This window comes from Brasilonema sp. UFV-L1 (genome assembly GCF_012912105.1).
GTDB lineage: Bacteria > Cyanobacteriota > Cyanobacteriia > Cyanobacteriales > Nostocaceae > Brasilonema.
Map to the genome: position 1 here is coordinate 1 of NZ_QMEA01000003.1, position 14966 is coordinate 14966.

Annotated in this window: 12 protein-coding genes, 1 tRNA gene and 2 pseudogenes; 5 read left to right on the forward strand and 10 right to left on the reverse strand. The window is 42.9% G+C overall.

Features of this window, described 5'->3' with window-relative positions; translation table 11 throughout:
• Nucleotides 1–35 precede the first annotated feature (35 nt).
• Nucleotides 36–305 carry a type II toxin-antitoxin system PemK/MazF family toxin gene (locus DP117_RS01525; protein ID WP_339381237.1) on the forward strand — a complete coding sequence of 90 codons (270 nt, stop codon included), beginning with the start codon at nucleotides 36–38 and terminating at the stop codon, nucleotides 303–305.
• On the opposite strand, the gene DP117_RS01530 is transcribed toward DP117_RS01525, so the two are convergent.
• The 3 genes from DP117_RS01530 to DP117_RS01540 all read right to left on the reverse strand — a co-directional run bounded on the left by DP117_RS01530 (nucleotide 262) and on the right by DP117_RS01540 (nucleotide 2516).
• Nucleotides 262–1194, reverse strand: coding sequence for an AraC family transcriptional regulator (locus DP117_RS01530; protein WP_169216579.1), 933 nt, complete (start codon nucleotides 1192–1194; stop codon nucleotides 262–264). The two genes, DP117_RS01525 and DP117_RS01530, sit on opposite strands and share 44 nt — an antisense overlap.
• A gap of 150 nt (nucleotides 1195–1344) precedes the next feature.
• Entirely contained in the window at nucleotides 1345–1959 is a 615-nt protein-coding gene (locus DP117_RS01535) for a Crp/Fnr family transcriptional regulator (RefSeq protein WP_169216580.1), read from the reverse strand.
• A 128-nt stretch (nucleotides 1960–2087) separates the two neighbouring features.
• Entirely contained in the window at nucleotides 2088–2516 is a 429-nt protein-coding gene (locus tag DP117_RS01540; RefSeq protein WP_169216581.1) for a MarR family transcriptional regulator, read from the reverse strand.
• A gap of 396 nt (nucleotides 2517–2912) precedes the next feature.
• Here DP117_RS01540 and DP117_RS01550 point away from each other — a divergent pair, with 396 nt between their 5' ends.
• Nucleotides 2913–4364, forward strand: a complete 1452-nt coding sequence (locus DP117_RS01550; protein WP_169216582.1) for a catalase — start codon at nucleotides 2913–2915, stop codon at nucleotides 4362–4364.
• A 180-nt stretch (nucleotides 4365–4544) separates the two neighbouring features.
• On the opposite strand, the pseudogene DP117_RS01555 reads toward DP117_RS01550, so the two are convergent.
• Nucleotides 4545–5264: pseudogene (locus DP117_RS01555) on the reverse strand (RtcB family protein); the annotation flags it as partial.
• A 463-nt stretch (nucleotides 5265–5727) separates the two neighbouring features.
• Nucleotides 5728–6189, reverse strand: a pseudogene (locus tag DP117_RS01560) (RtcB family protein); the annotation flags it as partial.
• Between the two features lie 509 nt (nucleotides 6190–6698).
• Here DP117_RS01560 and DP117_RS01565 point away from each other — a divergent pair.
• From DP117_RS01565 to DP117_RS01575, 3 genes are all read left to right on the forward strand, one after another.
• Complete coding sequence (locus DP117_RS01565) at nucleotides 6699–7616, forward strand: class I SAM-dependent methyltransferase (RefSeq protein ID WP_169216583.1); 918 nt, start codon at nucleotides 6699–6701, stop codon at nucleotides 7614–7616.
• A gap of 4 nt (nucleotides 7617–7620) precedes the next feature.
• Nucleotides 7621–8346 (forward strand): HAD family phosphatase, encoded by a 726-nt coding sequence (locus tag DP117_RS01570; protein WP_169216584.1) that lies wholly within the window; start codon nucleotides 7621–7623, stop codon nucleotides 8344–8346.
• A 28-nt stretch (nucleotides 8347–8374) separates the two neighbouring features.
• A tRNA-Ala gene (locus DP117_RS01575) sits at nucleotides 8375–8447 on the forward strand.
• Nucleotides 8448–8773: 326 nt separating this feature from the next.
• Here the strand turns inward: DP117_RS01575 and DP117_RS01580 are convergent.
• From DP117_RS01580 to DP117_RS01600, 5 genes are all read right to left on the reverse strand, one after another.
• Nucleotides 8774–11107 carry an FG-GAP-like repeat-containing protein gene (locus DP117_RS01580; protein ID WP_169216585.1) on the reverse strand — a complete coding sequence of 778 codons (2334 nt, stop codon included), beginning with the start codon at nucleotides 11105–11107 and terminating at the stop codon, nucleotides 8774–8776.
• Nucleotides 11108–11557: 450 nt separating this feature from the next.
• Nucleotides 11558–11716, reverse strand: a complete 159-nt coding sequence (locus DP117_RS01585; protein ID WP_169216586.1) for a hypothetical protein — start codon at nucleotides 11714–11716, stop codon at nucleotides 11558–11560.
• Between the two features lie 248 nt (nucleotides 11717–11964).
• Nucleotides 11965–12621: a DUF3386 domain-containing protein gene (locus DP117_RS01590; RefSeq protein WP_169216587.1), complete on the reverse strand. Its 657-nt coding sequence runs from the start codon at nucleotides 12619–12621 to the stop codon at nucleotides 11965–11967.
• A gap of 139 nt (nucleotides 12622–12760) precedes the next feature.
• A complete protein-coding gene (locus DP117_RS01595) occupies nucleotides 12761–14479 on the reverse strand; it encodes an ATP-binding protein (protein ID WP_339381238.1) in 1719 nt (572 codons plus the stop codon).
• Between the two features lie 235 nt (nucleotides 14480–14714).
• Complete coding sequence (locus tag DP117_RS01600) at nucleotides 14715–14951, reverse strand: hypothetical protein (protein WP_169216679.1); 237 nt, start codon at nucleotides 14949–14951, stop codon at nucleotides 14715–14717.
• Between the last annotated feature and the right edge of the window lie 15 nt (nucleotides 14952–14966).

Here is a 14966-nt window from a genome sequence, read left to right on the forward strand (position 1 = left end):
CGGGGCTTTAGACCCACTTTTTCGGTAATGTTCTAATAAAAACAGATGAAACCAGATTACCACAGGATTCTGTTGTGAATGTTTCACAGCTGATTACTTTAGACAAGTCATTTTTAACAGAACAGGTGAGTCAAATTAGCAACCATACAATGTTACTTGTTGAAAATGGTCTTGGTTTGGTTCTTGCGCTATCAATTTTGTTTGTTACCAGCAAGTTTGCAAATATTTTGACTCTGGAGTACGAATTCAACTGTTGTTTGACTACTCAACACTTAAGACTGACGAGTGTTTCCAATATGCTTTAGGTGTCATCCCCGTCAGCTTGCGAAAGTGCTTGGTGAAGTGACTTTGATTTGCAAAACCACACGCTAAAGCAACATCACAAATTGTTATTTTTTGGTTCTTTAATAACTGCTTTGCTCGTTCTACCCGCAACTGAAGTACATATTGATATGGAGTGATACCGAGTGACTGCTTAAAGAGTTGACAGAAGTAGTACTGGCTGATTCCTGCCACTTGCGCTAATGTAGTCAATTTTATTTCAGAGTCAACATGAGTGTGGATATACTCAAGTATCTGTCTTAACTTAAACTTAGAAAGTCCATCAGGATAGGTTGAAATGTGAGGTTTTCTAACGCAATATTTTTTCAATAAATGAATTACTAATGTCGTTTTTAATTGCTCAACATACAAATTATCCCCTTGATTCGTTGACTCTAGTTCATCTTTAAGAGACGACATGATACCCAAAATAAGCGGATCTTGGAATGTGGCAAAGTGAGGAATCAGTTCAATATCTTCAGGTGCAGTCACCTCTACGCCTAAGTGTACCAAAAGCATAGGGTTAATTGCTACAAACATAAATTGAACATCTTGTTCCCATAAGCAACGATGGAGTGTTCCAGCAGGAATAATCGCTGTGGTTCCTTTTGTTTGGTATTCGCTTTCTTGATGTCCGTTAAACCATCTTTGCGAAGATATAGCGTCTAAAGCAATACTAATGGTGTGCATTGTCAAGCAATGCTTTGAGGTATCATGAGCCGGCTGATGATGATATTCAAAATGAATACCATCCCATCCTGCTTGCAGACTAGTTAGCAGAGGTGGGTTAGGAAAGAGTGCAAGTGAAGCTCCTTGCTGTTTAAAATCAACGAGCAAAGGTTTTTCCTGATTGAACTGATGGGAGTTGCTCATCGTTGCTCATCTTTTTTGGGTAAGCTCAAGAGAATAAAAGCAAGCCCTATGTGGTTAATTCTGGAATTTGTCAGATTTCCAGACTTTATTCAAAATTCAAACCAATTCGTTACTATACTGAGTTAGATAGCAAAATTGCATTGATTCAAATCAAGCTGCAGGTGAATTTTGAAGCGTTATCTGTAAACGTGTTCGCGTAATCATCCCATCACGCTCTAATCTCGTCAATGCTCGGGAGAGGGTTTCGGGCGTCAAACCTAAGTCAGCAGCAATATCTTTGAGGGGGCGATCAAAGTTAACAACGGTTTGCTCACCAGACTGTGTTTGGTAACGTAGATATCGTAGTAGTCGCTCGTGCGCTGCTCGAATGTCTCGTAATTCTACGCGTATCTTCAAATCCTGGATTTTTCGCACCAGCATTGCCATAAAATCTTCTGCTAAGTCTGGATTTTTACGGATTGCTGACAAAAGAAGTTCTTTGGGATAGACAATCACCCGCGAATTGACTTGTGCAACTGCGGTACAGAGGTAAGTCTCTGAAAACAAGGCAATTTCAGCCACACCATCCCCATCTCCAGCAATTTGTAAAGTCACCTCTTTGTCGCCACTCGTGTAGCGAACAAGTTTCACTCGTCCGGTTTCTACTATAAAAAAAGATAATGCTAAGTCTCCTTGCCTAAAGAGAGTTTCTCCTGCTGCTAAGTCGCGATGTACAATTAAATTCTGTAACTCAACTGGCAAACTCTCCAACGTCAACAAATCCATACAGAAGTTCTCCAATTTTGGATTTTTGAGATTTTGGATAAACAGAGCGCGTTTTGGATTAGCCCTAACGCAGCACTAGTGATTTTTATGTAGTTATTAGCTAGCTAAAGAAATAGCGAAAAAAAGCTTTAGCTTAAATTATTGAGAACCTGCAAAAGCAAGCGACGAAACAGTAATCGTTCTTCGAGTGTCAGGTTAGCTAACACGCGTTTTTCTAAGAGATTCCAAGCACTGGTGACTGGTTCTTGGAGCGATCGCCCTCTATCAGTCAAGTAAATCCGGCAAATTCGCGCATCTTCTTCATCTTTGCGTCGCTCCAATAACCCAGCTTTTTCCATTCGGTGTATCATTCTTGTGAGAGTAGGGGCTTCCACTTGGATAAGAGAAGCCAGTTCTGATTGAATTAACCCATCGTTTTCCCACAGATGCACGAGTAAAATCTCCTGCCCAGGATGCAATCCCAGTTGAGTCAAAACTGTAGCAGTTTGATGGCGGTGTGCCTTACACACTTGCACTATCAAACAGCACATAGTTTCTTGCATGGGTTTTTCAGGCATACACAAGTTTTATTTAGCCAGCTAAATAAAATGTACAACGTTTGGTGAAAATTTGGCAACTTGTTGTTTGTACAGAAAACCCGACAAAATTTTGCAAAATTAGAATATTTTTAGCAATATCAGGCAAGACAGCGAGCTATAGAGTCATGTAATCTCTATTTGGTCCAGTTTAGGAATTGCTAGAAAAACTTTAATTTTCAATATTAAGGCAGAAATTATATTTATGGCATCTGTGAATGGGAAAGTTGCAGTCCTTGTCAGCGAGGAGTCACGGTGGATTACTGGACAACGCATTGTCGCCAACGGTGGGACAAGGTTTTGATTTGTGTCATCTGATTGAATAACAGAATCATAAGCAAGTTAAAGTTCTAAATTGAGAACACAGTGGAGTAATGTATGACGGAAAGTAATCATCTGACGACAAGCTTTGGTATCCCTGTGAGCGATAACCAGAATTCTCTCACAGCTGGCAGCGATGGTCCGGTGTTAATGCAAGACTTTCAACTGGTTGAAAAGCTAGCTCAGTTTAACCGAGAACGTATTCCGGAACGAGTCGTTCATGCTAAAGGTGCAGGGGCACACGGTTATTTTGAAGTCACGGCAGATGTGACACAATGGACAAAAGCAAAATTCTTAAGCAAAGTCGGTCAGCAAACACCCGTTTTTGCTCGCTTTTCCACAGTGGGTGGTGAAAAAGGTTCTGCTGATACTGCCCGTGATCCCCGTGGTTTTGCTGTTAAATTCTACACCGAAGAGGGAAATTATGATTTGGTGGGAAATAACACGCCTGTGTTCTTCGTGCGTGACCCCCAAAAGTTCCCTGATTTGATTCACAGCCAAAAGCGCAATCCTCAAACCAACTGCAAAGACGCCAATATCGTTTGGGATTTCTTTTCTTTGTCTCCTGAAACAATTCATCAAGTAACCATTCTTTACTCTGATCGCGGTACTCCCAAATCTTACCGATATATGGATGGCTTTGGTAGTCATACTTACAAGTGGATTAATGCTCAAGGAGAAGCATTTTGGGTGAAATACCACTTCAAAACAGACCAGGGTATCCAGAATTTTACCCGTGAAGAGGCGGCGCAGATAGCAGGGGAAAATCCAGATTATGCAACTCAGGATTTGTTTGAGGCGATCGCCTCCAATAACTTTCCTTCTTGGACGCTCAAAGTCCAAATCATGCCTTTAGAAGACACAAAAACTTACCGTTTCAACCCCTTTGACCTCACAAAAGTCTGGTCACACAAAGATTATCCTTTAATAACTGTTGGTCGGTTAGTACTAAACCGCAACCCAGAGAATTACTTTACCGAAGTTGAACAAGCTGCTTTTTCACCTTCCAATGTAGTCCCTGGTATTACTTTTTCACCAGACAAAATGCTACAAGCTCGAATTTTTTCCTATCCTGATGCTCAGCGTTACCGTCTTGGTGCTAACTACGCTGCTTTACCAGTGAATTGTCCTCATGCTGCTAAAGCGAATAACTATCAGCGTGACGGCTTTATGCGGTTTGATAACAACGGCGGTGCAGCACCCAACTACGAACCTAATAGCTTTGGTGGACTAAAAGAAGCACCAGAGTATAAAGAGCCGCCATTCGAGGTTTCTGGTACAGTAGATCGTACGCCTTTTCCCAAAACCGATGATGACTTTTTCCAAGCAGGGGAACTGTATCGTGTGTTGAGTGAAGAACAAAAAGCACGGCTGGTAGATAACATCGTTGACCAAATGAAGTCAGTAAAACCAGAGATTCAGCGGCGACAGATTCCTCACTTTTACAAAGCAGATCCAGACTATGGAATTCGTGTGGCTCAAGAATTAGGTATTGATATTGAACAATAATATCAAATCCGGTAGCATCAGAGTCATACGTTGGCCAAAAAGCTCTGTTTTTCAGTAATTAGACTTAAAAAGAGTCTCAAGTTATCCATTCCCTGGCAGAACCAGGGAACGAGAAATAACCAAATAGTAAGGGTTTGAATTCAGGGTTTAAATCTTAAGTGAACACGTGTAATCCCGAATTCACCCCTTTACACAAACAACTTGCTTGAGCGTTGCGACAACTTCAACCAAATCCGCTTGACTATCCATCACCTCATCTATCGATTTATAAGCGCTTGGAATTTCATCCAAAACGCCCTTATCTTTACGGCACTCTACACCTTTTGTTTGCTCAATCAAATCATCTAATGTGTAAGTATTTTTCGCCTTATTTCTAGATAGCAAACGTCCTGCACCGTGAGAACAACTGCAAAAACTGTTGGCACAACCCTTACCTTTAACGATGTAGGATTTTGTCCCCATCGAACCGGGGATAATGCCATAGTCTTCTTCTGTTGCACGAACTGCACCTTTGCGAGTGACGTAGACATCCTCACCAAAATGCACTTCTTTTTCAGCGTAGTTGTGATGGCAATTCACCTCTAATAAAGGCTTAGTCGCCTTACCACCTGCTAGATGCTTTTCGACAATGCGCTTGAAACGCGCCATCATCACTTCACGATTGAAACGCGCATAATTCTGCGCCCATTGCAAATCATGCCAGTATGCTTGAAATTCTGGCGTACCAGCGACAAAATGAGCTAAATCGGGGTCAGGTAATGTGTTACCGGTCATTTTTGCTAATTCTTTAGCAGTGTTAATGTGGCACTGGGCAAGATTATTACCGATGTTGCGGGAACCAGAATGCAACATCAGCCAAACTTGGTTCTCTGTATCGAGGCAAACTTCAATAAAATGATTCAATTTGTTACTAATTGCTTGTTAAGCTTGCGAAATCTCCATAGTCTAAGTTCAACACTATTTCGACTTCTGCTTAACACTTTCATCAAACACTCAACCGAATGGCATGAATTCATCTGAAAGTTGCAATCGACTAAGTCATTTCTGCTTAGTTCTATACCTTCCTATTTAGTATAGTTCGGAGCACACCTTCATCCTAATGAGTTAGGATGCTCAAGTCCCTCTGCTCTCTACGGGGTGTTTGACCACTTCCCTCGGTATTAGCTGGTAAATCTTTATAAGATACTGTTGCAAAAATTGTCTGAACTCATCATCTGTTTATATACTTATAGTTGTATCGTTTCTGTGTTTTTATTTTACCAAAAAGCAATACTGAAGTATATAAAAGATTTACCATTTCTCAGCCTTCACCGATTTGGACGAGTTTTCATTACTGTATTACTACAGTACGGGGCAATTCTTTACCCCCTCCCAAAGAACCTAATTGTTTCATAGCTTTTCCTTGTAAATCTTGCACCCCTCGATGCAAGTCAGTAAAATCACGCCAGTTCTGCCAGTTGGTGACACTTTTTTCAACGTCTTTATTTTCGTTGAAACCTGTAGGAATTGTTGCTTCAATATCCAAGCGGATCTTCTTTAGCTTACCTTCCAATTGGTCGCTATTAAATGGCGTTTTTATGGCGCACATCCCGCAACCAATGTCCACACCGACAGCAGCAGGAATAATTGCTTCTTTTGTCGCAATGACAGAACCAACTAAAGCACCTTTTCCCAAATGAACATCTGGCATTAATGCAATGTGCTTATATACAAATGGCAGTGATGCCATATTCTTTGCCATCTTGGTTTCTTCTGACCCCAAAGCGTGATTTGCCCAAGACAGAACAGGCGATGGTGTTGAAAGTTTTAACTCTTCGTAGGGCATAATTCCTTTATTATTTTGAACTTTAGATTTGAACTTTAGATTTGAGACTACAGTGGCAGTTTCACCCTTTTCTAAAACTTCGTTACAGTAATTTTCATAATATTTTATTCCTACTTCTATAGTAATAGACCTATATCTATCAGATAAGTAAAACCCACCAGAACCAGACAACGGTGGGCATTACCTAACTGCTACTCCCAGCAGATAGCACTTATACTACAGTTATAATACATTGAATCAATTAATGTCAACTCTCTTACTAGGGCTTGGGGAAACTTAGACAAAATTGGACAACCTTCCCCCACGAGTACTCGTGGAGGGGGCGAAAAAGGCGGTCATTCTCAATTGTTTTTACTTGTTGACATCAAAAACTGCCTTTTTCGCGCCCGGTTGTCCAATTTTGTCCAGGAAAAATGAAGCGGCGAGATGTAATACTTTTGTAGAGATGTATTAATATTTGTAAATAAGATCATACTAATCAAAAACTCGATAAACTTGGGCATAATCTTATGGCAGTTCGTCAAGATACACTCTGGGAACGTTTTCTATCCCCTGTAGTACGCTTGCTCATTGATGAGGAAGGGTTGCAGCGTTACTTTGATAGCGTTGATTGGGAAAAAGAAAGCAGCCGCTTCCGACGCGCTGATGTGACAGTTCCGCAATACTACAGCAGCCAAAACTTTCACGGGATTGAGAATGGATATTGCAAGCCTGGTGCAGCGGTGAGTTACGATCCCATTACTCAATATGTTCTCCAACCTAATGAAACTGTGGTACGTCAGGCTTTAATAGATTCCATCAAAGTACAGCCGCGACGTATTCTTGACTTGGGCTGTGGAACAGGTTCTACAACTTTGATGTTAAAGCAGGCTTTCCCTCAAGCAGAAGTTATCGGTTTGGACTTATCGCCATATATGTTAGTGCGCGCTTCTCACAAATCTGAAAGTGCTGGTTTAGATATTCATTGGCGACACGGGAATGCAGAGAAAACAAATTTCAGTAATGATTCTTTTGACTTAGTGACAGCTTCTTTGTTATTCCATGAAACACCAACAGCAGTATCTGTAGCAATTTTGCAAGAATGCTTCCGGTTGCTAGTGGCTGGTGGACAAGTGTTAATTTTAGATGGAAATCAAAAAACTTTGCGTCAATTAGACTGGCTCAATGATGTGTTTGAAGAGCCGTATATTCGTGAATATGCTGCTGGGAGTGTGGATGCGTGGATGGGAACAGCAGGATTTGAAGCTGTGCAAACTCAGGATGTGTGGTGGATCAATCAAGTAACCAGTGGGGTGAAACCAATTTCATCTCAAAATGCGACTGCGCAAACAAATGTAGGACGTTACACTTCTGTACAGGGGGACCACACAGTGGATAATAAAGATTTGCAAGGTTTTCCATCTCCAGCTTTCGATACAACTCCATAATTCCATGAGTTTAAAGGCAGTTTTATTTGAGTTTAACGGTGTCATCATTCATGATCAGTCAATTCACGAGCGACTGACAGAGCAAATTCTACTAGAAGAAAACCTCATTCTTAAGCCAGGTGAGTATCGAAAAGTTTGCTTAGGACGTAGCGATCGCCCTTGTTTGCAAGATTTACTTGCTAGTCGTGGTCGTGTACTGAATGATACTGAGTTAACTCAGTTGCTCTATCGCAAAGCACAAAGCTATGCTTTGGAACTAGAAAAAATAGAAGAACTGCCTTTATATCCTGGTTTAGATGATTTCATATCTCAGGTGTGTTCTCGCAATCTCAAACTTGGGCTAGTCAGTGGTGCTGTCCGCCAAGAAATAGAACAAGTACTTAAGCGTAGTAAACTGGCTGAACATTTTCAAGTCGTTGTAGCAGGTGATGACATTACCACCAGTAAACCAGAACCAGATGGTTATGTGTTGGCTGTGAAACGCCTGAACCAGGAATATCCTGATTTAAATCTTCAACCACAGGAGTGTCTAGTGATAGAAGATACTTTTGCGGGTATCCAAGCGGCGAAACGAGCAGGTATGCAAGTGGTTGGTGTGGCGAATACTTACCCATTCCATATGCTTCAGCGTTGCTGCAACTGGACGGTAGATTCTCTCACCGACCTGGAATTGGAACGGGTACAAGAAGTTTATTCTCAAAAAGAGTTGCAAGGTACTACTGGCGAATGATATTATTAGAAATTGGTTATCTTTAAACGGGGAATTAGCTCAGCTGGTAGAGCGCTGCGATCGCACCGCAGAGGTCAGGGATTCGAATTCCCTATTCTCCATTTGTCCATGCGATCGCCACGAATAAAACCAAAGGACTTATGCACGCGCTACTAAAATAACGGGTTGCGATAGCTAGCCCCTTAGGGGGCCTGCGCTAACGCTGCTGCCAAAGGCAGATCGCTTCCCAAAAGCCGCTGCGGACTATGATTACGTTGCTCGTGCGTAAGTCCTCAAGCAATACGGTTCGGTTAAGAAAGTTATCAGTTTCGGCGAGTCGGGGGAAAGAATTATTGCTCAATAACTCTGTTTCCTCCCCAGCCTCCCCTGCTTATCCAAACCGTATTGAGTCCTCAAGTGTGGATATTAAGAGTTTCCTGGTGTTTTATTACACAAAAATACTGTTCACATTAGAGCTGAAGCTACTAGCAGTCTGGTTAGAGACAACCGCCAGCAAGTCATCACCAGCAGAGATGCGCACGCCTTGTTCACTGTCAGCAAAGCTCAACTGATTTGCTAAGTTACCTACGGACAACTGACTCAGCCCTAACTGGAAATTATTGATAGTGTCGTAGCCGTCGCCAAGAGACAGCACCACCGTAGCTTCCCCAGAACCTAACCACACGGTGTCTAAACCAGAACCACTATTGATTCGGTCATTACCACCATTGGCGTAAATGGTGTCATTACCCAGACCAGCAAAAATGGTATCTGCTTGGGAACCTCCGTAAATCAGGTCATCTCCGGCGTTACCAATCAAGGTATCAACGCCGCCGTTACCGTAGAGAATGTCGTTACCATCATTACCAATCAAATTGTCATTGTCACCGCTACCGAATTGGACTGTACCGACAATCACCTTGACTAAACCAGTGTCAGTGCCGCCATTACCATCGCTGAGGGTATACTCAAAACTGGCATCGCCGCTGAAATCAGCAGTAGGCGAAAAGGTGATCAAGTCATCACTGGTGTTACCAGGAGTGCTGTTGTCATTTAAGGTCACAGTGCCGTTAGTTGCATTGCCGACAGCAGTAATGCTTAAAGGGTTGCCATCCGGGTCGGTGTCGTTAGCAAGCAGGGTGGTGACAGAAAGAGTAACAGCAGTGTTTTGGCGAGTGGTAGCAGTGTCGTCAACCGCGACTGGGGGTCGATTGGTGGTATTCAACAACACGGAAACGTTGTTCGAGCCAGAGTTCGCCACAGCCAAGTCGAGTTTGCCATCACCGTCGAAGTCCCCTGTGGTCACGCTATAGGGAGTTGACCCCACCGCAAAGTTGGTCGCACTGCCAAAGTCACCACTACCGTTGCCCAACAGCACCGAAACGTTGTTGGAGTTATTCTTCGCCACAGCCAAATCGAGTTTGCCATCACCGTTGAAGTCCCCTGTGGTCACGGATTCGGAACCTGGCCCCACCTCAAAGTTGCTCGCAGTGCCAAAGCCACCACTACCGTTGTTCAACAGCACCGAAACGTTGTTGGATCTAAAGTTCGCCACAGCCAAGTCGGGTTTGCCATCACCATTCAAGTCCCCTGTGGTCACGGAAACGGGACTTGACTCCACTGCAAAGTTACTCGCAGTGCCAAAGGTGTCATTACCGTTGTTCAACAGCACCGAAACGTTGTTGGAGCTAATGTTCGCCACAGCCAAGTCGGGTTTGCCATCACCATTGAAGTCCCCTGTGGTTACGGAAAACGGACCTGACCCCACCGCAAAGTTGCTCGCAGTGCCAAAGGTGTCATTACCGTTGTTCAACAGCACCGAAACGTTGTTGGAGCTAATGTTCGCCACAGCCAAGTCGGGTTTGCCATCACCATTGAAGTCCCCTGTGGTTACGGAAAACGGACCTGACCCCACTGCAAAGTTGCTGGGAGTGCCAAAGGTGCCACTACCGTTGTTCAACAGCACCGAAACGTTGTTGGAGTTATTGTTCGCCACAGCCAAGTCGAGTTTGCCATCACCGTCGAAGTCCCCTGTGGTTACGGAAACGGGATTTGACCCCACCGCAAAGTTGCTCGCAGTGCCAAAGGTGCCATTACCGTTGTTCAACAGCACCGAAACGGTGTTATCGTTAAAGTTCACCACAGCCAAGTCAGGTTTGCCATCACCATTCAAGTCTCCTGTGGTCACGTTAACGGAAAATGACCCCACCGCATAGTTGCTCGCAGTGCTAAAAGTAACAGAGAATACCCCACTGTAGCTCTGCATCAGTTCGGGTGTAAACGCACTTGTCACCTCACCCTCTCCGATGTGCTGTTGTAATTGCCAACTTCCTCCTCTTGCTGCATTCCCGACTCGCTTCTGTGAAGCGGCTATACTCGCCCCTGTCAATTCGTGCAGTTGGCTGAGAAATTCTGCACCCGCATCCCCAGCAGCAACCTGACAGCCGTAGAGGTGCAGTTGCGGGTTTGAACAAAGGGAAAACCAAGTTTGTAGCTGGGCGCTGTACTGGTCGAGGGTATCTAAGCTGAGTTGGCTATTACCCAGATACAAGCATCCAGGTGTTCCGTGAGCGACAATGTGAATGCTGCTCATCTGCGGTCTTGCTTGCAACGCTGTGGTGATTTGCGCTACGCCATCTGCTTGTCCATCGAGTACAATCACCTCGATACCAGGAGTGACGCCATTGACGAGTAAGTGGTAGTCTTCTAGGTTTTTATCAATGAATACTATTTCTTGTGATTTGACAAGACTATCGGCGGTGAATGTGGATAAATATGACATACTTAACTTTTCCTTAAACAATCTAGTCAGCGTACAATAAAGGACCACTACGGTTCAGGTTGCCTGTTGAGCCTTTACCAGAAAACCGTAGTATCAATCTCAATCCCCCCGCACAGCACAAAACCTCCCAGCATCTGAATCAAGCGTTCTTCTTGAGAACTGGAATATGCTGCAATGATGCGTTCTTCAACAGCGAACCAATGAATTGGAAAAATAATTTTTTGTGTCAGTTGTAGAAACTATAACGGTATATACATGAATTTAGTTTGACAAGCTTCACAAACAATCTACAGAGTATAATAGGATATAAATGAATCAAATTTGACAAGCTTCACAAAAAATATATATCGCATATATAAAGAATAATCTGGCATCTGAATATAGCGCTTCTGGTGTTGCGTACAATTGAAGGTCTTGTGCTTACCAAGGAAATGTTGAAGAATCTATTCTTTAGTTAGAATACTCGACAGTGCCTGTAGAACATTGGGTTGTGGTTTCATACTTAACACCGTCAGGAACGCTATCTTTCTGACTAGTAAATTCGTTACCAAAGTAACCATCATCAAAACCACGACCAAATTCACCACCTGCAGTACGTGGTTTATACACCTCTCCTTTTTGGACACTAGGCACGTCCTTGACGATAACCATCAGCGTAGGCGTAAGGGTTTCAATTCCCCAACTGAAACTGAGATTGCGCTCGTCTCAAGGGGAAACGCGCTGCGGGACGCAACGCTTCTGCAACGCCAACGCCCTCTGGGCTTGCGCTTGCGCTTACGCAATGCGTAAGTTTTGAATGAACGAATTTTGAATTGTTAAGGCTGTGGGTTCTTATCTTTTGTTCTACTTGTGTCGAGTTAAGCTAAACAGCTGCTGGTTCTTTGTAACTTAATATTAAAATAACCGAACTCAGTAATCGTGCGATCGCCATCTTTATATTCTTGCACGACTTGCTTACTCATCACATAGTAGTCACCTATCTTCTCATAAGAATCTTCAAATTTTAGGACACTAGTGACTTCATTGGTTCTCGAATTACGAAAAATTGCATCATAGCGAGTCGCAAGGTAACCAGAACCTGTGTCTAAATTTTCGTAGGTATCAATAATAAAAGCCATGCGACCCAAAACCCTACTGACTTGACAAATTTCTTTCCCCCGGACTTTATAATTTGAACCCATCGAATCGCCATGTACCAAGATTTCTATTGCACCATCTGGATCTTGTTGACCAAAGCTAAACTCATGCTTTTCATGAGACTCCTCAAAGCTTGTACGTTTACGGTGGGTGACTATATCTCGCAATTGAGTATAAATTCCTTCTTCTACTTGCTCATCTGCAACACCCGTAACTTCTACGCTTAAATCGCAGTTGATGCGAATCTTTCCTGTATGAACTTCATCTGCTTGAACCAGTTGCACATCTGCACTGTAGCCAGGAAAGTTTTCATCCCAAGTGTAACGACTTTCGTAAGCGGTTTGGAATATCTGACGGGCTGTTGTTGGATGTGTCATATAACCACTTTGACTTCACCTTCTTTTTCAGTTTAATCTACTGAGTAGATAAATCTGTTGATCAACCAAAAACTCACCGAGTTAAGAGGTGTTTCTTCTAAATTCTGGATTCTGAATTCAGTATTCTTTTCAAAATGAACTATGCTTGTGAGTCGCTATCTGATGATGAAACCATCACTGGTTGTTGATAGAGTGGTACGGTGAATGTGACTGTTGATCCTAGCCCTTCGCCCAAACTATAAAAATTGACTTCACCTCCCATCGCCTCTACTAGCTTTTGGGATATTGCTAGTCCTAAACCTGTACCTCCGTACTGGCGAGTGCGGGAGCTATCTACTTGACTAAATAATTGAAATAGTTTGTCCTGTTTGTCGAGAGAGACACCAATCCCAGTGTCTGCTACACGCACTCTCACCATACCAGGAAATTGCTGGTCTTGAAATGTCACTTTTTTGCGAACCACATCGGTAGTGACAGTTATACCACCTTCATGAGTGAATTTGATAGCATTACTAAGTAAGTTTAGCATAACTTGCTTGAGACGTTGGTAATCGCCATAGACGATAATTTCATCAGAGGTCACAGGCATATTCATTTGGAAGCTAAGATTTCTGCCCTCTGCCTGAGGGCGCATAAAACTTTCTATATCACTGAATAGCTCATCTAACATGACTGATCGCAATTCCAGCTCCATTTTGCCTGCTTCAATTCTGGCAATGTCTAACATGTCGTTGATAATATCAAGCAAGTATAGTGATGATTTATGAGCTTCTTCAAGAAATTGCCTTTGTTCCTCTGGATCATCTGCCATGCCTTCCAAAATCAACTTTAAAAATCCGATAATGCCATTGAGTGGTGTTCTCAGTTCATGAGTGACGTTGGCGAGAAACTCTCTGATGCGGCGAGTGGCTTGTTCGGCTTGTTGACGTGCTTGTTCCAGTTCCTTGTATAAAGTTGCGTGGGCGATCGCTGTTCCTAGCTGATCTGCCACATCTTTTGCGATTGCAAGTTCCTCTGCGCTGATTGCACAGCATTTTTTGCCCAAACTTAGAGCAATCAATCCATTTGGTTGGTCTTGATGGCAAGTTGCAACTACTAACATTCTCTGCTGGTCGAACTGAGGATGTTGTGGGTTTTTTGCCAAAATAGGTTGTAGAGTTGCCAATGCTTGGGCGAAGCCCGGCTCAGAAGCGATGTCTATTTCTAAGCCAAGCATTGAACTCACAGATGGTTGGCGATACTCTGCTATCACCTGCACTTTCGTGTGAGATGATTGATACGGACAAATGATGCAGCGTTTCAACTGTAGCGCTTCCCCTAAACTATCCACCGTTTGTTGCCAAATAATATCCAGATCCAATGTCCGCCGAATATTTCTGGTAATTTGGTTTATCAGTTTGTGGTGGCGCTGTGAACTTATTGCTGAATCTAGCTCTACAGATATTTGAGATGTCAAGTTTTCTTCTTTACTAACTGCTGCTTGCAGCAATCGTCCCATAACGAAAACTGTTGTTGGAGTGTATGCCTTGGGCGGCATGATTGGACTGATCACCAACTCTAACTCAAATAATTGCTGACCGTAGCAAAACCAGCACTGATACTTTTGGGGTATCAAAGTTGTGAAAATCCGCTGCAACTTTTCCATATATGCACCCTTATCCACTGGGGTGAAGGCATATTCTTTGCTGCTTTGGTCTTCAACAATTTGCTTAGGATCAAACCCTAAAGATTCACTGTGTTGACACCAAAAAGTCAGGTAGCGTCCTGTACTATCTTGCATGTACACCAACTCGGCTCCTAAATGTGCCCATGAGCCATTAGTTTTACTGGTAATATCTTCTAGATTTTCTGACAAGATGTTCGACCTTTAGGAGTTAGCAGTAATACTCATGACTCGAGTTGGATAACTATAGAAGCCAACCCAAAAATAGGCTTGCGATTCGCTGCTACAGTTGGGAATAACATTTTACAGCTCTAGCACACTTGAGCGGCGATTTTTGGTGTTATAGGAACTCTTCTCGAAAATTTTACATTTTTTTATCTTCCACATGTATCTTACTTTCTACTTTTTTTAGTTGTTTAGTTTTTTGAGTTTAATCGTTCCATTCTCCTCGAGGTGGTAAAGGTTTACGCACAGGTGTGCGCGTTAGTTCATCATCTCTTGGAGTTTCACCTCTAAGCCATTGACGGAGCGCCACCTCAATGACTTTGCTTGGGTCATTGGTGAGATGATGAATTTGTTCGAGTAACTCGGAATCTAAGCGAATAGCAATCTCTACCTTATCGGTTAGTATTTGTTCCGCATCGATAGCTTTTTCTTTCATATTCATAGGAAGATATACTCT

What these genes read in the sequence shown, in the direction of transcription:
- DP117_RS01590 (WP_169216587.1), bottom strand. Translation starts at nt 12,621, where the DNA reads ATGACACATCCAACAACAGCCCGTCAGATATTCCAAACCGCTTACGAA.
- DP117_RS01540 (WP_169216581.1), bottom strand. Translation starts at nt 2,516, where the DNA reads ATGCCTGAAAAACCCATGCAAGAAACTATGTGCTGTTTGATAGTGCAA.
- DP117_RS01580 (WP_169216585.1), bottom strand. Translation starts at nt 11,107, where the DNA reads ATGTCATATTTATCCACATTCACCGCCGATAGTCTTGTCAAATCACAA.
- DP117_RS01565 (WP_169216583.1), top strand. Translation starts at nt 6,699, where the DNA reads ATGGCAGTTCGTCAAGATACACTCTGGGAACGTTTTCTATCCCCTGTA.
- DP117_RS01530 (WP_169216579.1), bottom strand. Translation starts at nt 1,194, where the DNA reads ATGAGCAACTCCCATCAGTTCAATCAGGAAAAACCTTTGCTCGTTGAT.
- DP117_RS01570 (WP_169216584.1), top strand. Translation starts at nt 7,621, where the DNA reads ATGAGTTTAAAGGCAGTTTTATTTGAGTTTAACGGTGTCATCATTCAT.
- DP117_RS01535 (WP_169216580.1), bottom strand. Translation starts at nt 1,959, where the DNA reads ATGGATTTGTTGACGTTGGAGAGTTTGCCAGTTGAGTTACAGAATTTA.
- DP117_RS01600 (WP_169216679.1), bottom strand. Translation starts at nt 14,951, where the DNA reads ATGAATATGAAAGAAAAAGCTATCGATGCGGAACAAATACTAACCGAT.
- DP117_RS01550 (WP_169216582.1), top strand. Translation starts at nt 2,913, where the DNA reads ATGACGGAAAGTAATCATCTGACGACAAGCTTTGGTATCCCTGTGAGC.